The organism is Marinactinospora rubrisoli (genome assembly GCF_042664915.1).
In the GTDB taxonomy this organism is placed as follows: domain Bacteria; phylum Actinomycetota; class Actinomycetes; order Streptosporangiales; family Streptosporangiaceae; genus Marinitenerispora; species Marinitenerispora rubrisoli.
Map to the genome: position 1 here is coordinate 247,000 of NZ_JBHTBH010000005.1, position 18,110 is coordinate 265,109.

Genomic DNA, 18,110 nt, shown 5'->3' on the forward strand with positions numbered 1-18,110 from the left:
GCGGGAGGCATCGCGATGTGTCCCGCGCACCGGAGGTTTGCGCACCGGCCCTGGCGGACAGCCTTGTAGGGAGACCGGCAGCGAAAGGGGCGACCCGGGGTGTGTGATCAACACCTCGGTCAATGGGACCACCGCATGGTGCGGCCGTTCAGCGCCGCTGACCGCGGATAGCGGCCGGGGCCCAGCGGCTCGACACGTCCGAGCCTCGGCGGTGTACCGTGAGAGACGGAGCAGAGCACGGCCTGGCCGGTGCCCCTCCGGCACGACGAGTCGTGGGACGGAGCCGCAGTGAAGCACATGGAGGTTGTCGGCGTCCGGGTCGAGATGCCGTCGAACCAACCGATTGTCCTGTTGAAGGAGTCGGATGGGGAGCGATACCTGCCCATCTGGATCGGTGCGGTCGAAGCCACGGCCATCGCCCTGGCCCAGCAGGGCGTGACTCCCGCCCGGCCGCTGACCCACGATCTCTTCCGCAACGTACTCGACGCGCTCGACGCCACGCTCAGGACGGTCAACATCACCGCGCTGCGCGACGGCATCTTCTACGCCGAGCTGATTTTCTCCAACGGGGTGGAGGTGAGCGCCAGACCCTCCGACTCCATCGCCCTCGCGCTGCGCACCGGCGCACCCATCTACGCGGGGGAGGACGTCATCGAGGAGGCCGGAGTGCCCATCCCCGACGAGCAGGAGGACGAGGTCGAGAAGTTCCGGGAGTTCCTCGACAACATCACGCCAGAGGACTTCGGGCGCACCACCTGACGGGGACGGGACCGGGACGTCTCCCGGCTCCGCGCCATCCACTTTAGCGGTCCCGTGGCGCGGGCGCCGGGTGTTCGCGTATCCGGAGGCGGATTCGGGCGCCACGCAGCGTTAGGCTGAGCCGGTACGAGGGCCGGCCACGGCCCCCGATCGCGCCGTCCGGCCGTTCTCCGTCTCCATCCGGCGCGTCCGCGCCGCCGGCCCGGCGCCCGGCGCGACGGTGGCGGAGGGTGAGCGGTTCGCTCGGCGGAGGGCTCAGGGCGGTGGGCGGCGGTGTTCCGATGCCCCGGGGCAACACGCGACAGGACCAGCGGAGAGGTTCCGCGACGCGCCGATCACTGTCGTTGACGCTGTCCATGCGACCGGCTTACCTTCAGTGTCGAAGGTACCCGCGGCGCAATCCGCATCTCCCCTTGTCACACCGCCGCGGGTCGAGGAGCCGGAGGTTCGGCGTGGCGGTTACAAGCGGCAAGCAGCAAGCCTCCGACCACAGGCGATCAGCGATACGGCGCGCTGGCGAGCAGGGCCTGCTGTGTGAAGAGGACGTGGTGGCGCTGCCTATGGACGTCGGTTATCGGGGGCCAACGGCCTGCGCGGCCGCCGGAATCACCTACCGTCAGCTCGACTACTGGGCGAGAACCCGGCTGGTCGAGCCGAGTGTGCAGCCCGCACACGGCTCGGGCAGCCAGCGTCTGTACAGCTTCCGCGACATCCTGGTGCTGAAGGTCGTCAAGCGCCTGCTCGACACGGGCATCTCCCTCCAGCAGATCCGCACCGCCGTCCAGCATCTGCGTGAGCGCGGCACCGCCGACCTCGCCCAGATCACCCTCATGAGCGACGGCGTGAGCGTCTACGAGTGCACGTCGCCGGACGAGGTGGTCGATCTGCTGCAGGGCGGTCAGGGCGTGTTCGGGATCGCCCTGGGGCGGGTCTGGCGCGAGCTGGAGGGGTCGCTGCGCGAACTCCCCGGCGAACGGCTCGCCGAACCCCTCCCCGACCCCCACCCGACCGACGAGCTGGCGCGCCGCCGCCGCGAGCGCCGGACCGGATGACCTGACGCACGACCGCCGCCCACCCGCGCCCCGTCCAGCCCCTCCCGCCGAAACCCGCGGCCCTGTCCCCGCCGCCCCGGGCCGGCACGGTTGATCCGCCCGATGCCGGGAATGCCACAGAAGACGCACGTCAGTACCATGGCGCGTGACGCGTTGACATAATGCGAAACTGCCAACGCAATACCGCCGTTGATACCACACGGGAGAGACCCCTCAAGGGGCGCCGACGGGGCAACCCTCCCCACCCAACCTCTCAGGCAAAAGGACCGTGTGGAGAGGCACTCTGGAGCAGCGGGCGGCATCCGCCTGCGGCACCGCCGGCATGCGCGACAGAGGGGGAGACCAAGCAGGAGCAGCCGTTCCACGGCTCAGCGACCAGGAGGTCTCCATGCCGCACCAGCCCACCCACGAGCGTTCGCCCGCCCCCGAGGCGGCGCGCGAGTTCGCCGATCGGCACATCGGGCCCGGACCGGCCGAGCGCGCGAAGATGCTGGAGACCGTCGGATTCCCGTCCACGGGCGACCTCATGGCGGCGGCCGTGCCGCGGAGCATCCTGAACGGCCGGGGCGCCGCCGCGCCGCTGGCCCTGCCCGAGCCGGTCGGCGAGAGCGAGGCGCTGGCCGAACTCCGCGCCCTGGCCGACCGCAACCAGGTGCTGACCAGCATGATCGGCCTGGGCTACTACGACACCGTCACGCCCCCGGTGATCCAGCGCAACATCCTGGAGAACCCCGCGTGGTACACCGCCTACACCCCCTACCAGCCGGAGATCTCCCAGGGGCGGCTGGAGGCGCTGCTCAACTTCCAGACGGTCGTCTCCGACCTGACCGGGCTGCCGGTCGCGGGCGCCTCCCTGCTGGACGAGGCGACCGCCGCGGCCGAGGCCATGACGCTGGCCCGCCGGGCGGCCAAGGGCCGCGGCGCCACCTTCGTGGTCGACTCCGACGTCTTCCCGCAGACGCTCGCCGTGCTGCGCACCCGGGCCGAGCCGCTCGGTATCGACATCGTGGTGGCCGACCTGGCCGGCGGGCTGCCGGACGTGCCGGACGGCGAGACGTTCGGCGTGCTGCTGCAGTACCCGGCCGCCAGCGGCGCGGTGCGCGACCCTTCCGCCGTCATCGAGGCCGCCCACGCGCGCGGTGCCCTCGCCGTGGTCGCCGCCGACATCCTGGCCCTCACCGTGCTGCGCAGCCCCGGGGAGCTGGGTGCCGACATCGCGGTGGGGTCCACCCAGCGCTTCGGGGTGCCGATGGGGTTCGGCGGGCCGCACGCCGGTTACATGTCGGTGCGGACCGGACTCCAGCGCCAGCTCCCGGGCCGGCTGGTCGGGGTGTCGGTCGACGCGGCCGGCCGGCCCGCCTACCGGCTCGCGCTGCAGACGCGCGAGCAGCACATCCGGCGGGAGAAGGCCACCAGCAACATCTGCACGGCGCAGGTGCTGCTCGCCGTCATGGCCGGAATGTACGCCGTCCACCACGGGCCGCACGGCCTGCGCGCGATCGCCGAGCGGGTGCACGGGCACGCGGTTCGGCTGGCCGCGGGCCTGCGGGAGCTGGGGCTGGAGCTGCCGCACGACGCCTTCTTCGACACCCTGCGGGTCCGGGTTCCCGGCCGGGCCGGCGCGGTGGTCGAGCGCGCGCGGGAGCTCGGCGTGAACCTGCTGCGTGCGGACGACGACACGGTCGGGATCTCCTGCGACGAGGTCACCACCGAAGAGCACCTGGGCCTGGTGCTGCGCGCCTTCGGCGGCTCCGCCGCGCCGGGCGCCGCCGGCGGCCCGGCGCTGCCCGAGGCGCTGCGGCGCGGCGTCGACTACCTGGAGCACCCCGTCTTCCACACGCACCGCAGCGAGACCGCGCTGCTGCGCTACCTGCGGCGGCTCGCCGACAAGGACCTGGCGCTGGACCGGACCATGATCCCGCTGGGCTCCTGCACGATGAAGCTGAACGCCACGGCCGAGATGGCGGCGATCACCTGGCCGGAGTTCGCCCGGCTGCACCCCTTCGCGCCGCTGGACCAGGCCGAGGGCATGGTGCGGGTCGTGCGCGACCTGGAGGGCTGGCTGGCCGAGGTGACCGGCTATGACGCGGTGTCGCTGCAGCCCAACGCGGGATCGCAGGGCGAACTCGCCGGGCTGCTGGCCATCCGCGCCTACCACCGCAGCCGTGGCGACGCCGACCGCGACGTCTGCCTCATCCCCAGCTCGGCGCACGGCACCAACGCCGCCAGCGCGGTCATGGCCGGGCTGCGGGTACGGGTGGTGGCCTGCGACGACGATGGCAACATCGACCTCGCCGACCTGCGCAGGGTCATCGAGGCGCACCGGCACGAGCTGGCCGCGATCATGGTCACCTACCCCTCCACGCACGGCGTGTACGAGGACACCATCACCGAGGTGTGCGATCTGGTGCACGAGGCCGGGGGGCAGGTGTACGTCGACGGCGCCAACCTGAACGCGCTGCTCGGCTGGGCCAAGCCCGGCGAGTTCGGCGCCGACGTCAGCCACCTCAACCTGCACAAGACGTTCTGCATCCCGCACGGCGGCGGCGGCCCGGGGGTCGGCCCGGTCGCGGTGCGCGCCCACCTCGCCGGTTTCCTGCCCAACCACCCGGGCCAGCCGGACGCGGGCCCGCACACCGGCGTCGGCCCGGTCGCGGCGGCGCCCTTCGGCTCCGCCGGCATCCTGCCGATCTCGTGGGCCTACGTCCGGATGATGGGCGAGCGCGGCCTGCGCGCGGCAACCGAGACCGCGGTGCTGAACGCCAACTATGTGGCCCGGCGGCTCGCCCCGCACTACCCGGTGCTCTACACCGGGTCCGGCGGGCTCGTGGCGCACGAGTGCATCATCGACGTCCGGGCGCTGGCCAAGCGCACCGGGATCAGCAACGAGGACGTCGCCAAGCGGCTCATCGACTACGGCTTCCACGCGCCGACGATGTCGTTCCCGGTGGCCGGCACGCTGATGGTCGAGCCCACCGAGAGCGAGGACCTGGCGGAGCTGGACCGCTTCATCGACGCCATGGTCGCCATCAGAGCGGAGATCGACCGAGTCGCCGACGGCGGCTATGACCCGTCCGACAACCCGCTGAAGAACGCCCCGCACACCGCCGAGGCGCTGACGGCGGACGACTGGAAGCACCCCTACACCCGCACCGAGGCCGGTTACCCGGTGCCGGAACTGCGGCTGAACAAGTACTGGGTGCCGGTGGGCCGCATCGACCAGGCGTACGGCGACCGCAACCTGGTCTGCGCGTGCCCGCCGCCGGAGGCGTTCGCGGAGTGAGGCGCGCCGTCGGATGGCGCTGAGAGCGCGGTGGCGTCGGTATCCGGGGTGGGGACTGGCGCCACTGGTACTCAACGCGGTGAAATGGCAGAAGAGACCGTAAGTGTCGTTGCTATGTGACAGGGTGTGATCGTCCATGTCCAAGAACGAGGAGTCGGAGATGACGACGCTCGCCCCTGAGAAAACGACTTCAGACGTTTCACCGGCGCCTGCGGAGTCGCGTGCGCTCTTCGACCTGCTCGACAGCCTTGACCTTCCCAGGGGGCTTCGAGCCGAGATCATCGAAGGGAGCACGATCACCGTGTCGCCTGTCGCGTCTGGCAAGCACCAGCGCACCGTGAGGTCGCTGGACCTACAGCTCAGGCCGCACCTGCCCGCCGGGTATGACGCGGAACCACATCTGGAGATCCGCATGCCGGAACTGGGCAAGAGCGTGATCCCCGACCTCTTTGTCGCTCCCGCGGAGGTGCTGGATACAGCAGAATCGATCGTCCCGCCAGACGATGTACTCCTTGTGGCCGAAGTCGTCTCGCCCAGTAACGCCCGTAGTGACCGCGTGGTGAAGCTGAACATCTACGCAAAGGCCGCCATCGAGTACTACCTGCTGATCGATCCAATCGCGGCGCAGACCACGCTGTTCAGTAAGCCGAGCGGTGGACGTTATCTGGACCGCGTTACCCGGGACTTCGGGAAGAAGCTGGTCATCCCCGAGCCGTTCGAATTCGACCTCGACACCAGCCAATTCCGCGCCCTGTCGTGACAGAACTCCTCGCGCTGCTCGACGAAGTGCAGGTACCGCGAGACCTGGTTACGCTCTGGGCGATTCCGCCCAGAGCGTGGGTCCGTTCCGCTGGGAGGCGAGGTAACAGGAGACTACCGGCATGCGACTACTGATGCTGGGTGGCACGGAGTTCGTCGGGCGCGCCGTGGTGGACGACGCTCTGGGGCGCGGGTGGCAGGTCACGGTGTTCAACCGGGGACGGCACACGGAGCCGCCCGGGGTGGCGGCGCTGCGCGGCGACCGCACCGCCCCCGACGGCCTGGCAGAGCTGGGACAGGGCGAGTGGGACGTCGTCGTGGACACCTGGTCCGGTGCCCCGGCGGCGGTGCGGGACGCGGCACGGCTGCTCGCCGGACGGGCCGGCCACTACGTGTACGTCTCCAGCCGCTCGGTCCACCCGATCCCGGTCGCGGCCGGCACCGCCGAGGACGGGCCGCTGGTCGAGGGCTCGCCGGACGACGGCGACGTCGAGTACGCGCGGGCCAAGCGCGGCGGTGAGCTGGCGGCGGAGGCGGTCTTCGGGGACCGGGCGCTGCTGGCGCGGGCCGGGCTGATCCTCGGGCCGCGCGAGAACGTCGGGCGGCTGCCGTGGTGGCTGAACCGGATCGCGCGCGGTGGGCCGGTGCTCGCGCCGGGGCCGCGGGACCTGGGCCTGCAGTACGTCGACGCCCGTGACCTCGCCGCCTGGGTGCTGGACGCGGCGGAGCGGGGGCTCGGCGGCGCCTACAACGTGGTCAGCGCACCCGGCCACTCCACCATTGGTGAGCTGCTGGAGGCGTGCGTGCGGGCCACCGGGTCCGATGCCGAACTCCGCTGGACGGCCCCGGAGACCATCCTGTCGGCCGGTGTGCGGCCGTGGATGGAACTGCCGGTCTGGCTGCCGCCGGGGGAGCTGTACGACACCATGCACCAGGGCGACGTGTCCCGCGCGCTCGCCGCCGGGCTGCGCTGCCGGCCGGTGACCGAGACGGTGGCGGACACCTGGGCGTGGCTGCGGTCGCTCGACGGGCCGGCGCCGCTGCGCGGCGGCCTTCCGCCGGTCGGGCTGGACCCGGAGCGGGAACGCGTGGTGCTCGGCCGGGGGGCCTGAGGTCGTGGGGCGCCTTTCCTGGTGGTGGGCCGGTGTGGGAAGGTGTGGAGCGGCCCGGTGACCGGTCGAAGGTGCGGCGGCGGGAGCTGGAGCGGCCGGCGAGCGCGGCACGATCACCGTGGGCGGGTGGACGGCGGATTCGGCCGCGGCTACCGGCAACGCGGCGGCGTCTTTCGTTCGCGAGGAATAGCGGTCGGGAACGGCCGCGCGACGGTAGAGGACGGCGGGTCATGGACCGGAAGCAGATCGCGCAGGAGCTGGCCGACGCCCACGAGCTGTTGAGCCAGGCGTCGATGGCGCGGCTGGCCTACAACGGACTCGACGGGCTGCCCCGCGTGGTCCCGATCGGGATCTTCTGGACCGGCGAGGAGATCGTCATGTCCACCGCGGCCACGGCGCCCAAGGTGCGGGCGCTGTCGGCCCGCCCCGAGGTCGCCTTGACCATCGACACCGGTGACAGTCCCGGCTCTGCCAGGGCACTGTCGGTGCGCGGCGTCGCGCACCTCACCATCGTCGACGGGGTGGTTCCGGAGTATCTCGCGGCCGCGCGGAAGAATTTCGACGCCGAGTACGCGGCGGAGTTCGAGCGGAACTGCCGGGCGTTGTACGACCGGATGGCGCGGATCGCGGTCGAGCCGCGGTGGGCGCGGTTCTATGACTTCGGTGCCGGGCGGGTGCCGCGGTTCCTCGCCGAACTCGCTGAGAAGTCGGGCTGACCGCATCGCCACCCAGACCTTGCGCGCATGCGGGGACCGATCACTTGGTCTTGAGCGCGCGGGGCAGGTGGTCATGCAGGTGCTCGCCCTCGGCCTCGCGGCTGCGCTCGCGCAGTGCTCGGGCAGAGATTTCGGCGCGGCCACCGGCCCTGTGCGGGCCTCCGGTGCAGCCGTCCCCGCTCTCGGCACGGGTACAGGGGAGCGCTTCGGCGCGCGGCGGCATGGGGCCGCCGAGCGACGCGACTATTCGGACATGTCGTAATCTACGTCGTACATATGGTGGTCGGCGTCACCCGTCCGGAATCGCCGCGACCGCACCGTCTTCGCCTCCTCTGCACGCTGCGTAACGGCTAGGCTTCCAACGGAGTCCTCCGCCCCCGTGGAAAGTGGCTGTGCATGACCGCGACGCCCGGCGCCCCCGCACCCGACACCGCTTCTGACGATCCCGACTTCGCGATCCTGTGCGACCAGGCCCGGGATCTCGCCCGCACCGGGCACCTCGATCGTGCCGCCCGCGTCTTCGAGCAGGTCCTCGCCGGTGGGGAGCACGAACACCGGGCCGCGGCCGCGTTCGGGCTCGCCGTGGTCCGGCACGACCTCGGCGACGTCCGCGCCGCACGGGAGGCCGACCGGACGGCCATCGCCACGGGGCACTCGGAGTACGCGGCCCGTGCCGCCTACCACCTCGCGGTCTCCTACGAGGATGAGGGCGACGGGGAGCGGGCGCACGAGGCGTGGCGCGAGGTGCTGGCGACCGGGAACGAGCGGTACACGGCCGCCGCGCGGCATGGGCTGGCCCGGATCGCCGAGGATCGTGGCGACGCCGAATCGGCGCGGGAGCACTGGGACCACGCGCTGGCCGGAGACTCCCCGGCGGTGGCCGACGCCGCTCAGGACTACGCCGAACGGCTGCTCGCCCGCGGTGACACCGACACGGCCGACGCCGTGATCCGGCGCGGCCTGGAGGTGGCCGAACACGCGGGGCTGCGGCTGCTGCTCGGCGCCGTGCACGTCGAACGCGCCATCGCCGAGTTCGGCGCCGCGGCCGCCGCCGCGGCTCCCGTCCGGACACCCGACGGCGACCCGGGAGACTCCGCCGCGTCCCTGGACGCCGCGACCGCGGGCGCCGCGGTGGAACTCCTCGCCCGGCTGCTCGCGGTCCGCGGCGACGCCGACGGCGCCGCGGACGCCTGGGAGCAGGGGCTGCGGCACCCCGACCCCGAGGTGGCCACCGAGGTGCGCACCCGCCTCCGGCGCGGTTTCCTCACCCCCGACCCGGAGACCGCCGAGACCGAGTCCGCCGCCGGTCCGCCGTGGTGGGAGCCCTTCGTGGAGGCCGCGGTCGCCCAGGACAGCACGCCCATGCTGGCCGGCGAGCTGTTCGTCGCGCTGAACCAGATCTACACCCGCCTCGCCGTGGCGCACGCCGGAAACGAAACGCACGCCGCGACCCTGCGCGGCCTCGTCGAGTGGGCGGTGCGCACCCCGGGCGAGTACGTGTGGGGGCGCGCGCTGCACGACGACTTCCGCGAACGCCTGCGGATCGCCTCCGGCAGCGCCGCCGACGTCCTCCCGGAGGGCTGGCCGGACGAGTGACGCCGGGCACGGCGTAGGGCGCCGCGGTACGGGTTCTCCGGAGCATAGCCGGGCGGCGGTCCCCATGCCGCTGCGAGGGCCGCACGAATACCGTCACCGGCATGCCCGCATCCGGCATCCGCCATGTGCCGTCCCGGGCGGTCGCCGCAGGGCGCCTCCGGCGCGCCGTGCCGGCGGCCGTCGCCCTCTTCGTGGCCGCGTACCCGTCCCATGCCCGGGCCGCCGTCGACACCGTCGTGGCGGAGTACCGGGCTGCCCGGCGCCGCCGTGGCCGTCACCCACGGGGCCGACGTCGTGCACGCGGCGGGTACGGCGAGACGCCCTCCGGCACGGCCGTCTCGGCGCGGACGCCCATGGCCGTGGCCTCGGTGAGCGAGACCGCCCTCGCCGTGCCGCGGCTCGCGGACGAGGGCCGTGCCGAACCTCGCGGCCCCGGCACCGCCGTCCGGCGGACCGGGGTCCGGTGGCCCTAACCTCGATGGGGGACCGGCCCCGTGATCGCGCGGCCGGGGCGAGAGGGGGATCCTTGGAGATCGAGACGCCGCGCGGCCCGGCCCGCGTCGACCTCGACGTGCCGGGCGGTGCGCCGCACTACCTGCTCGTCATCACGCACGGTGCCGGTGGTGGCGTGGACGTCCCCGACATCGTCGCGGTGCGGGACGCCGTCCTCGCGGCCGGCGCGGCGGTGGCGCGGGTGACGCAGCCCTACCGGGTGGCGGGGCGGCGGATGCCGGGATCGGCGACGGCCGCGCAGGACGAGGCGTGGCGGGCGGTCGTCGCCGGGCTGCGGCGGGACGCGCGGTTCGCCGAGGTGCCGCTGGTCCTGGCCGGCCGCAGCAACGGTGCGCGCGTGGCGTGCCGGACGGCCGCCGACCTCGGCGCCGCGGCCGTCGTGGCGCTGGCCTTCCCGTTGCACCCGCCGGGGAAACCGGAGCGGTCGCGGGCCGCGGAACTGCGGGAGGCGGGTGCGCCGACGCTGGTGGTGAACGGCGACCGCGACCCGTTCGGGATTCCGGACGTCGCGGACGCCACCACGGTACTGGTGCGGCCGGGCGAGCGGCACGACCTGAACCGGGACCCGGAGGGGATCGCCGCGGCGGTGGCCGGCTGGCTCGCCGGGCGACTGCCCTCCGGGCGGCCGGGCGGAGCGTGACCGGCGGTTGTCCCCCCGTCCGGTCCGCGCCGTCGTCAGTGGTGAACCGTCATGCCGCCGCGCCGACGTAGGTCGGGCGGTGCGGGGCGATCACCCCGCCGTTGGGGAGCAGCTCTCCCGTGTCCTCGAACACCACGACGCCGTTGCAGAGCAGGCTCCACCCCTGCTCCGGGTGGCTCGCGACGACCCGGGCGGCATCGCGGTCAGGGGCACTGAAGGACGGACAGGTAGGCTCGTGCTGGCACATCGATGTGCCTCCGGTTCGGTCGCTCGGTACTTCCGGTGTGGTGCACCACTCGTACTCTAGTGTTCGCCGCCGTTCCGGACTGGGGATTTGTCGGGTTCGACCGCAGGCGCGCCGTGGCCGGTCGCGGCCAGTCCCGGACGTCCCCGGCTGAGCCGACGTCGGGAAACGCGCGGCAGGTCAGCCGCGCGCGGCGGCCAGTTCGGCGCGGGAGAGCCGGTCGGCGGCCCGGATCGGCTCGGGGATCCGGTACCGCGGCGAGACGCGCAGCACCAGATCGCACGCGCTGTCGAGGTCGACGCGGTGGCCGACCGACACGTAGACCGGCTTCACGCCGTCCTGGGTCCGCAGGCTGCGGCCGATCACCTCGTCGCCGTCGCGCAGGTCGCTGGCCGACCCGCGCTGGCGTGCGGGCGGCACCGCCTCGCCGACGAACGCCGACTTCGCCACCCCGAGCGCCGGCCGGTCCAGCAGCACGCCGAGGTGGCAGGCGAGCCCGAACCGGCGCGGGTGGGCGAGCCCGTAGCCGTCGCACACGTAGACGTCGGGCTCGGCGGACAGGCGGCGCAGCGCGCGCAGCAGCGGCGGCAGCTCACGGAAGGCGAACAGCCCCGGCACGTACGGGAACGCCGGCTCGGCGGAGACGGTGTGCGACTCCACGACGCGCAGGTCCGGTAGTTCGAGCAGCACCACGGCGGCGACCAGGCCGGTGTCGCCGGGGGCGTAGGTGACGTCCAGGCCGGCCACCAGCCGCACGCCGCCGGGATCCAGCGGCGCGACGCGCACGCGATCCGCGAGCCGCTCCTGCACCGCACGCGCCGCCTCGGGGTCGGCCGGCCACAGCAGGGGGTCGGCGAGGTGCCGGTCGATGGCGGGCATGGGTCGTCCTTAGTGTCGTCGGTGTTGGTACCGGGTTTCCGGCGTGCGTGGGGCAGGGTGGGGTCGCCCTGTCCCTGCCGGGGATGGGTACCCGGGTGGGTGCGGGTTCGCCATCGTGGCCGGGGATGTGGCCATCTACCGGGACGCGGGACGCCTGGCCTCCCGCGCCGGGCTCGCGGCGGTCCCGCGCGACTCGGGGCGTATCACCGGCGAGCCGCACCGGCCCGGGCGCCGCCACCGCGGCCTCGGGCGGGTTCGCCGCCTGTCCGCGCCGTCGTCCCTGACGGGAACGGGCCGAACCGGGAGTGGCACGCGCCCGAACGCTCCAGGGGAAGGAACTTTCGAGAAGCACTGATGGCCCTGGCCCGCAGACGCCGGGCGTCCGGGCGGCTCGACTCGGTCATTGAAAGTCCTGTCCGGGGCCGTGCGGGATCGGGACCGCTGCCGGGAGTCGGTTACCGGGGCAGCGTACCGCGCCGGACGGCCGCGGTCGCGCGCCATCGCGCCGCGCGGCCACCATCCCGGCCGGAAGAGCGTCGCCGCACTGCCCCGCGACGCGGACCGGAGGCCGGACAGGCGGCCCGCGATCCATGTCCGGTGGGTCCTGCCGGGGAAACCCGGAGCCGCCGTACCGTCCTTCCCCGATCCACGGCGGGTCGGCCGGGGCGCGGAGAGCCGACGGGGAGTGGAAGCAAGGACGGAAGGCACTGCGCCGGCGCGCTCCGGTCCCGGTTTCGCCGTCAGCTCGCCGCTTCCGCGCATCTCGTACCGGGAATGGGCGACGATCCGCAGCCCCGACGACCCCGCGACCCGGACCGAGCCGGTGGTCCGGCTGGGCGTCGCCACCCCGCCCGGCCGCGCCGCGGCCGAGCGCCGTCTCCCCGAGGGCCGCCACGACCGCCGGATACCGGCAGGCCACCTGGATCCGGGCGACGTCCCGCCCCCGGTAACCGAACCCGGCGATGACGTCCTGGGGCCGGCTACGGGGAGGTACGCCGCCTGATCGGTGGTGTGTGAGCGGGGGAGCGGCTCGTCATGTCGGCGCGGCAGCACCCCCGCGTGACGCGGCCCCTCGGGACGTCCCGGGATGCACCTGTTACGGCAGGAGCCCTGTCCCCTCGGCCGCACCGGCTCGGCGCCCCGGTCACCGGGACGCGTCGGGGGTCGGCTCCTCCGGCTGGGGGGGACGCGCCGGACGCAGGGCCTCCACGCTGCCCCACACCGCGATGACGGTGTTCCAGAACATGAAGATCGCGAGCGGCGGGTAGCTGGCGTTCAGCGCCGCGGTGCGGTCCGGGTCGCCGACCAGCAGGATCAGGCCGGTGAGGACGGCCGCGCCGATGAGGCAGGCGGCCAGACCGCGCAGCCACGCCGTCCACTCGTTGCGCAGCCGGGCCGGGCCGCGTGTGGGGCCCTTCTCCGGGGGCGGCCCGCCGGCGAACCGGTGGGCGAAGCGGGCGTCCGCCCACCGGATGATGCTGTGCCCGTAGCCCACCGTGAATCCCAGGTACAGCGCCCCCAGGCCGTGGCTGAAGTCGGCGGTGCCGCCCGCGCGCAGGTGCAGCACGATCACGGCGAGCAGCACGACGTCCAGCACCGGCACCAGCAGGAGCGCCACGGTGCTGAGCCGCCGCATCCGCAGCAGGTAGCGGGCGGCGAGGCCGCCCAGCAGCAGCACCCAGAACAGCGCCTCGGCGGCCAGGATGAAGGTCACGACCACGGTTCGTCCACATCCAGTCATCGGGTTCGGTGCCCGGGGACGGGCCCGCGGAGTGCGGGGCCGGTGCTCCCGAGCGTCGGCTCCAGGATCCATCGCGCGCCCGGCCCGCGCTTCGCCCGGGAAGACGAGATCGCGGTGCATCCTTCGATGTACGCGGCGCCGCATCCGACATGCTGAGATGGGGCTGTGCGGATGACACGGTTCCGTGAGTTCATCGACCGGCGGTTCTTCGGCGGCGCGATCTACGCGGGCAGCATGCTGTGGGCCGCCCAGCACCTGGTCGTGGGCGTCGTCTTCTTGCTGCTGGGCGCCTACGTGACGCGGCCCGGTGTGCCGTCGTGGACCCTGCTGCTCACGCTGGCCGGTGTGTGCGCGGCGCTGCTGTTCCGGCGTGGGCGGCCATGGCTGGCGCTGCTGCTCGGGACGCTGGCGCTGGTGGTGGACGGGGCGCTGCTCGGGCCGTCGACCTGGGTGTTCATCACCTACGGCGACGTTCTGTACGGCGTCGGCGCCTTCGGCCGCCGGCGGCTGGCACACGGGACGCTGTACGTCGTCATCGTCGGCCACGTTCTGGTGCTGGCGTTCCTGCTGTACGCGCTGGCGATCGGCGCACTCCCCGGCGGCCTGCTCGATGTACTGCAGCTTCTCGGCCTCGTGGTGCTGATGTTCCTGATGCCGCTGACCACCGGACTGACCATCCGCGAGCACCGGATGCGCGCCGAACTGGAGCGGGAGCGCGCCCGCCAGGTCGTGCGCATGGCCGAACTCGACCGGAACAACGCGGTCGCCGCGGAACGCGGCCGGATGGCACGTGAACTGCACGACGTGATCGCCAACCATCTCAGCGCGGTGGCGGTGCAGTCGACGGCCGCGCTGTCCATGCGCGAGTTCGACCCCGAACGCGTCCGGCGGATCCTGGCGGTGGTCCGGGACAACAGCGTGCAGGGGCTCGCCGAGATGCGGCAGATGATCGGCGTGCTGCGCGCCGGCGACGACGCGCCCGCGCTCGACCGGGTGATGCCGCGGCTCGCCGACGCCGAGCGTCTGGTCGGCACGGCGCGCGAGGCGGGGCTGGAGGTGGAGTACACCGAGTCCGGTCCCGCGCCGCGGCTGCCCACCCAGGTGGACGCGGCCGCCTACCGCATCGTGCAGGAGGCCCTCACCAACGCGCTGCGGCACGCCGAACCCCGGCGGGTGCGCATCACCGTCGAGCACCACGGCCCCGACCCGGGGCCGCGCCGCCTGGTCATCACCGCCGCGAACCGGGTGCCACGGCGCCCGGCGGAGGACTGGGTGGCCGCGCTGGGCGGGGGCACCGGGCTCACGGGGATGCGCGAGCGGGTGAGCCTGCTCGGCGGCACGTTCGTCGCGGGCCCGACGGACGACGGTCAATGGCGGTTGCGCGCCGAGCTTCCGGTCGGCGCACATACGGAAGCGGGAGCGGACGCGTGATTCGGGTGATCGTGGCGGAGGACCAGTGGGCGGTGCGTTCGGGGCTGGTCATGATCCTGGACGCCTCCCCGGACATCGAGGTCGTGGCCGAGGCCGCCGACGGTGACGAGGCGGTGGCGGCGGCCCGGCGGCTGCGGCCGGACGTCGTGCTGATGGACGTGCGGATGCCGCGCAAGGACGGGATCTCCGCGACGCGGGAGCTGACGGCGGACGGCGTCGACGTGCTCATCCTGACGACGTTCGACCTGGACGAGTACGTGTTCGGTGCGCTGCGGGCCGGCGCGGCGGGGTTCCTGCTCAAGAACATCGAGGCCGAGGACCTTATCGCCGCGGTGCGGGTGGTCGCCCGCGGCGAGGGCATGATCGCACCGGCGGTCACCCGGCGGCTGATCCGGGAGTTCGCCGGCGCGGGGCGCCCGCCCGGCCGCTCCGCCGCGGTGGGGGAGGCGTCGTGGACGGCGCCGGGCCCGGCCGCGATCGCCCAGTTGACCCCGCGCGAGCGCGAGGTCCTGGGCTGCGTCGGCGAGGGGCTGTCCAACCAGCAGATCGCCCGCCGCCTCGGGATCACGGAGACCACCGCCAAGACCCACGTCAGCCGGATCCTGGCCAAGCTCGACCTGCGGAGCCGGGTACAGGCGGCCATCGTCGCCCAGGAACTGGGTGACGCGGTCTGAGCGGGGCGCGCCCCGGTGCGGTGGGTCAGGTGGACCGGCCGGCCGGTGCGGCGACGCTGGCGAGGATCGCGTTCAGTCCCGCCTCGAAGCGGGCGTCGGCGTCCAGGACGGTGCCCTGGAGGGCGGCCACGTGCGGGTAGCGGCCGTCGACGACGGGCGCCTGCGGGCTGGGCACGCTCTCCAGGCGCACCTGCTGGATGACCGCGCCGGTGACGTAGGCGTCCAGCAGGGCGGCGGCCTGGACGATCTCCTCGCCGGAGAGGCCGGCCTCCTCGAAGGCGGCGTAATGGATCTCCTGCGAACGCAGCGCCGAGGCGGTGTCGGGGCGCCGGTTGATGATGAGGGAGAGCGCTCCGGCGTGCCGCAGCAGCGCGGCCCGGTAGTCGTGCGCCCAGGAGCGCAGCCGCTCGTCCCAGGGACGGTCGTCGACCGGCTGCCCGCCGGAGTCGTCCGGGGCGGGTTCGGTGTCGCCGTCCGCGTCGCCGGTGTCCGCGGACTCCTCGGCCGTCCGGCCGGGGGCGACGTCGGTGATGTGCTCGACGATGGCGTCGAACAGCTGCTCCTTGCCGAGCGGGAAGTGGTGGTAGATGGCCATGGCCTCCACCGACATGGAGTCACCTAGCCGGCGCATGGTGAGGCGGCTCAGCCCTTGGCCGTCGATGATGCGCAGGGCCTCGGTGACGATGCGTTCGGTGCTCAGGCCGGCGTTGTTGCGTACCCGTCCCGGGGTGGTGCTGTAGGTCACGCTCGCCATCCTAGACTTACCTCGTAAAGCCCGGAGATGCGCCGCGCCGCGCCCCTGTCGTGTGACGTCCGCCACCTCTACAGTGGTGTCGGCCGTGAAAACCCGGCGGGTGACCCGGATGGACAAGGAGCGACCATGGCACTGGGCAGGCACAGGATCGGACCCGAGGCCCGGCGGCGGCATGCCGAGGACAGCGAGGCCGGAGCGCGGCTGCCCGAGCTGGTGGCAGCGGCGGCCGAGGCCGAGCGACGGCTCCGCGAAGCCCACGAGCAGGGGGCCGACGTCGCCGAACTGCACCGGCGCGGCACGGACCTGGACGCGGCACTGACCGACGCCATGCGCGCCGCCTACGCCCGGCAGCGGGCGCTCATCGGCCCGCGCGGCTACGACGACCGGATCTACCGGCGCCGGCGCATGGCGCGCGCCGACGTCCGGGAGGCGACGGCGGCGGCCGAGCGGCTGCTCACCCTGCGGGAACGGCACCGCCTGCACGGCATCGCGCGGGTACCGCGCGAACCGGCCGCCTGAGCCGGACCGGCCGGCGCGGGCGCGGTCCGCGCCGGGACGCCGGTTCCGCCGCGCGGCGGGCCGGAGGCGGTGGCAGGATGCAGGGGCACGCCGAGGCCCCGGGGTGCGCCGCCGCGACCAGCGGCGGAAGTCGGAACGGCGCGACCGGCGCGGGCCACGCGCCGCGCGGGTGGACGGAGAGTGGGATGCCGGCTTTCATTCGCATCGACCCGGCGTCGAAGACGCCCCCCTACGAGCAGATCCGCCAGGCGGTCGCCAACGCCGCCGCGAGTGGGGACCTGGCGGTCGGCTACAAGCTGCCCACGGTGCGGGCGCTCGCCGAGGAACTGTCGGTCGCGGTGAACACCGCCGCCCGTGCCTACCGCGAGCTGGAGCAGGCCGGGGTGGTCGAGACGCGCGGCCGCTCCGGCACCTTCATCGCGGCGGGCGGCGACCGCCAGCGCGCGGAGGCCCTCGCGGCGGCCCGCGGCTACGCGGAGGTGATCTCGCGGCTGGGACTGGAGCCGTCGGAGGCGCTGGACATCGTGACCGCGGCGCTGCGGCAGAGTGCACGTTGAGGCGCACGACAACGAAGGTCCATGCGGCCCACTGTGAGCGCGATGGGCGTTACTGGTCGGTGGACGTCCATGAACTGAGGATCCACACCTACGGTCGCGACCTGGACGACGCCGAATACATGGCGCGAGACGCGATCGCCACCCTCCTTGACATCCCTATTGAGGATGTGGCGGTGGCCGTCGTCGTCGACTCCGTGGCCGAGCCGTTGGCCGAACTCCAGGCCGCCCGCCGGGCGAAGGCCGAGGCCGACGCCCGGGAGACGTCGGCGATGTCGCACGCGGTCACCGCGCTGCTGAGGCAGGGGATCAATCAACGCGACGCCGGGCGTCTTCTGGGCATCTCACATCAACGAGTCTCCCAGATCAAGACGCAACTCGATTCCGACCGCGCGGCCTGACCTCTCCCCCGCCCGGCCGTCCTGCCAGGCGGGGGACGTCTCTCAGCGGTCCGAGCCGACGACCACGAGAAGGTAGATCGCGACGACCCCCAGCATGCCGGACAGCATGCCGATGCCGCCCGCGGCGCCGGCGCCGATCGCGCTGATCGGGACGGCCAGGACCAGGGAGATGATGCCCATCACGAACCGGAGCGTGTTACGGCTCATTCCGCCGCGGCGCTCGGGCTGGGTGCCCTCGCGGACGCCGGCGGCGGCCAGGCGGGCCGCGATGCGGGCGTCGATGGTCTGGTCGAGGCGCTCGGCGAGCGACGAGGCGACGGCGTCGTCGTAGTCGGGACCGAGTTCGCGGCCGGCCTTCAGCGCGGCGGCCACCTCGTCCCGGGGCACGGGTTCGTGGGACATGGCACCCAGTATCTCCGGTGCGTCCGGCCGTGCGGCCGGACGGCCGGGAACCCCGGGGAAATGTCAGGGATCGCCCTGAGG

At 73.5% G+C, this 18,110-nt stretch carries 18 protein-coding genes and 1 riboswitch; of the genes, 13 read left to right on the top strand and 5 right to left on the bottom strand.

All coding sequences use genetic code 11. The annotated features are described in order from the left end of the window. Positions 1 to 288: 288 nt before the first annotated feature. The 8 genes from ACFQRF_RS12455 (at position 289) to ACFQRF_RS12490 (ending at position 10,430) form a co-directional block, all read left to right on the top strand. Positions 289 to 759 (top strand): bifunctional nuclease family protein, encoded by a 471-nt coding sequence (locus ACFQRF_RS12455; RefSeq protein WP_379871206.1) that lies wholly within the window; start codon positions 289 to 291, stop codon positions 757 to 759. 452 nt (positions 760 to 1,211) lie between these two features. Further along, a complete protein-coding gene (locus ACFQRF_RS12460) occupies positions 1,212 to 1,811 on the top strand; it encodes a MerR family transcriptional regulator (protein WP_379871207.1) in 600 nt (199 codons plus the stop codon). 190 nt (positions 1,812 to 2,001) lie between these two features. Then, positions 2,002 to 2,090: riboswitch (glycine riboswitch) on the top strand. Between the two features lie 109 nt (positions 2,091 to 2,199). Further along, positions 2,200 to 5,094, top strand: coding sequence for an aminomethyl-transferring glycine dehydrogenase (gene gcvP, locus ACFQRF_RS12465; protein ID WP_379871208.1), 2,895 nt, complete (start codon positions 2,200 to 2,202; stop codon positions 5,092 to 5,094). Positions 5,095 to 5,230: 136 nt separating this feature from the next. Continuing rightward, positions 5,231 to 5,854, top strand: coding sequence for a Uma2 family endonuclease (locus tag ACFQRF_RS12470; RefSeq protein WP_379871209.1), 624 nt, complete (start codon positions 5,231 to 5,233; stop codon positions 5,852 to 5,854). Between the two features lie 121 nt (positions 5,855 to 5,975). Then, the gene (locus ACFQRF_RS12475; protein WP_379871210.1) at positions 5,976 to 6,965 is read left to right on the top strand and encodes an NAD-dependent epimerase/dehydratase family protein; all 990 of its coding nucleotides are present in this window, start codon (positions 5,976 to 5,978) and stop codon (positions 6,963 to 6,965) included. A gap of 230 nt (positions 6,966 to 7,195) precedes the next feature. Continuing rightward, complete coding sequence (locus ACFQRF_RS12480; RefSeq protein WP_379871211.1) at positions 7,196 to 7,681, top strand: pyridoxamine 5'-phosphate oxidase family protein; 486 nt, start codon at positions 7,196 to 7,198, stop codon at positions 7,679 to 7,681. A gap of 396 nt (positions 7,682 to 8,077) precedes the next feature. After that, positions 8,078 to 9,277, top strand: a complete 1,200-nt coding sequence (locus ACFQRF_RS12485; protein WP_379871212.1) for a tetratricopeptide repeat protein — start codon at positions 8,078 to 8,080, stop codon at positions 9,275 to 9,277. A 526-nt stretch (positions 9,278 to 9,803) separates the two neighbouring features. Continuing rightward, positions 9,804 to 10,430 (top strand): alpha/beta hydrolase family protein, encoded by a 627-nt coding sequence (locus tag ACFQRF_RS12490; protein ID WP_379871213.1) that lies wholly within the window; start codon positions 9,804 to 9,806, stop codon positions 10,428 to 10,430. A 49-nt stretch (positions 10,431 to 10,479) separates the two neighbouring features. Here ACFQRF_RS12490 and ACFQRF_RS12495 read toward each other — a convergent pair whose 3' ends face one another. The 3 genes from ACFQRF_RS12495 to ACFQRF_RS12505 all read right to left on the bottom strand — a co-directional run bounded on the left by ACFQRF_RS12495 (position 10,480) and on the right by ACFQRF_RS12505 (position 13,267). After that, positions 10,480 to 10,677: a DUF5999 family protein gene (locus ACFQRF_RS12495; protein WP_379871214.1), complete on the bottom strand. Its 198-nt coding sequence runs from the start codon at positions 10,675 to 10,677 to the stop codon at positions 10,480 to 10,482. Positions 10,678 to 10,854: 177 nt separating this feature from the next. Next, on the bottom strand, positions 10,855 to 11,553 hold the full coding sequence (locus ACFQRF_RS12500; RefSeq protein ID WP_379871215.1) for an endonuclease V: 699 nt from the start codon (positions 11,551 to 11,553) through the stop codon (positions 10,855 to 10,857). 1,144 nt (positions 11,554 to 12,697) lie between these two features. Continuing rightward, a complete protein-coding gene (locus ACFQRF_RS12505) occupies positions 12,698 to 13,267 on the bottom strand; it encodes a hypothetical protein (protein WP_379871216.1) in 570 nt (189 codons plus the stop codon). Between the two features lie 198 nt (positions 13,268 to 13,465). On the opposite strand from ACFQRF_RS12505, the gene ACFQRF_RS12510 reads away from it, so the two are divergent. Next, positions 13,466 to 14,725, top strand: a complete 1,260-nt coding sequence (locus tag ACFQRF_RS12510; protein WP_379871217.1) for a sensor histidine kinase — start codon at positions 13,466 to 13,468, stop codon at positions 14,723 to 14,725. Then, positions 14,722 to 15,399: a response regulator gene (locus tag ACFQRF_RS12515; protein WP_379871218.1), complete on the top strand. Its 678-nt coding sequence runs from the start codon at positions 14,722 to 14,724 to the stop codon at positions 15,397 to 15,399. Before ACFQRF_RS12510 ends, ACFQRF_RS12515 begins: the two co-directional genes overlap by 4 nt. Positions 15,400 to 15,424: 25 nt before the next feature. On the opposite strand, the gene ACFQRF_RS12520 is transcribed toward ACFQRF_RS12515, so the two are convergent. Continuing rightward, on the bottom strand, positions 15,425 to 16,144 hold the full coding sequence (locus ACFQRF_RS12520; RefSeq protein WP_379871219.1) for a TetR/AcrR family transcriptional regulator: 720 nt from the start codon (positions 16,142 to 16,144) through the stop codon (positions 15,425 to 15,427). Between the two features lie 135 nt (positions 16,145 to 16,279). On the opposite strand from ACFQRF_RS12520, the gene ACFQRF_RS12525 reads away from it, so the two are divergent. The 3 genes from ACFQRF_RS12525 (at position 16,280) to ACFQRF_RS12535 (ending at position 17,627) form a co-directional block, all read left to right on the top strand. Continuing rightward, positions 16,280 to 16,672, top strand: coding sequence for a hypothetical protein (locus tag ACFQRF_RS12525; protein WP_379871220.1), 393 nt, complete (start codon positions 16,280 to 16,282; stop codon positions 16,670 to 16,672). Positions 16,673 to 16,857: 185 nt separating this feature from the next. Further along, the gene (locus tag ACFQRF_RS12530; protein WP_379871221.1) at positions 16,858 to 17,229 is read left to right on the top strand and encodes a GntR family transcriptional regulator; all 372 of its coding nucleotides are present in this window, start codon (positions 16,858 to 16,860) and stop codon (positions 17,227 to 17,229) included. A 59-nt stretch (positions 17,230 to 17,288) separates the two neighbouring features. After that, positions 17,289 to 17,627 (top strand): type II toxin-antitoxin system HicB family antitoxin, encoded by a 339-nt coding sequence (locus ACFQRF_RS12535; RefSeq protein WP_379871222.1) that lies wholly within the window; start codon positions 17,289 to 17,291, stop codon positions 17,625 to 17,627. A 42-nt stretch (positions 17,628 to 17,669) separates the two neighbouring features. Here ACFQRF_RS12535 and ACFQRF_RS12540 read toward each other — a convergent pair whose 3' ends face one another. Beyond that, complete coding sequence (locus tag ACFQRF_RS12540) at positions 17,670 to 18,029, bottom strand: hypothetical protein (protein WP_379871223.1); 360 nt, start codon at positions 18,027 to 18,029, stop codon at positions 17,670 to 17,672. Between the last annotated feature and the right edge of the window lie 81 nt (positions 18,030 to 18,110).

Excerpts from the sequence above, each read along its gene's own strand:
- gcvP (WP_379871208.1), top strand. The coding sequence starts at position 2,200 with ATGCCGCACCAGCCCACCCACGAGCGTTCGCCCGCCCCCGAGGCGGCG.
- ACFQRF_RS12470 (WP_379871209.1), top strand. The coding sequence starts at position 5,231 with ATGTCCAAGAACGAGGAGTCGGAGATGACGACGCTCGCCCCTGAGAAA.
- ACFQRF_RS12475 (WP_379871210.1), top strand. The coding sequence starts at position 5,976 with ATGCGACTACTGATGCTGGGTGGCACGGAGTTCGTCGGGCGCGCCGTG.
- ACFQRF_RS12480 (WP_379871211.1), top strand. The coding sequence starts at position 7,196 with ATGGACCGGAAGCAGATCGCGCAGGAGCTGGCCGACGCCCACGAGCTG.
- ACFQRF_RS12485 (WP_379871212.1), top strand. The coding sequence starts at position 8,078 with ATGACCGCGACGCCCGGCGCCCCCGCACCCGACACCGCTTCTGACGAT.
- ACFQRF_RS12495 (WP_379871214.1), bottom strand. The coding sequence starts at position 10,677 with ATGTGCCAGCACGAGCCTACCTGTCCGTCCTTCAGTGCCCCTGACCGC.
- ACFQRF_RS12500 (WP_379871215.1), bottom strand. The coding sequence starts at position 11,553 with ATGCCCGCCATCGACCGGCACCTCGCCGACCCCCTGCTGTGGCCGGCC.
- ACFQRF_RS12510 (WP_379871217.1), top strand. The coding sequence starts at position 13,466 with ATGACACGGTTCCGTGAGTTCATCGACCGGCGGTTCTTCGGCGGCGCG.
- ACFQRF_RS12525 (WP_379871220.1), top strand. The coding sequence starts at position 16,280 with ATGGCACTGGGCAGGCACAGGATCGGACCCGAGGCCCGGCGGCGGCAT.
- ACFQRF_RS12530 (WP_379871221.1), top strand. The coding sequence starts at position 16,858 with ATGCCGGCTTTCATTCGCATCGACCCGGCGTCGAAGACGCCCCCCTAC.
- ACFQRF_RS12540 (WP_379871223.1), bottom strand. The coding sequence starts at position 18,029 with ATGTCCCACGAACCCGTGCCCCGGGACGAGGTGGCCGCCGCGCTGAAG.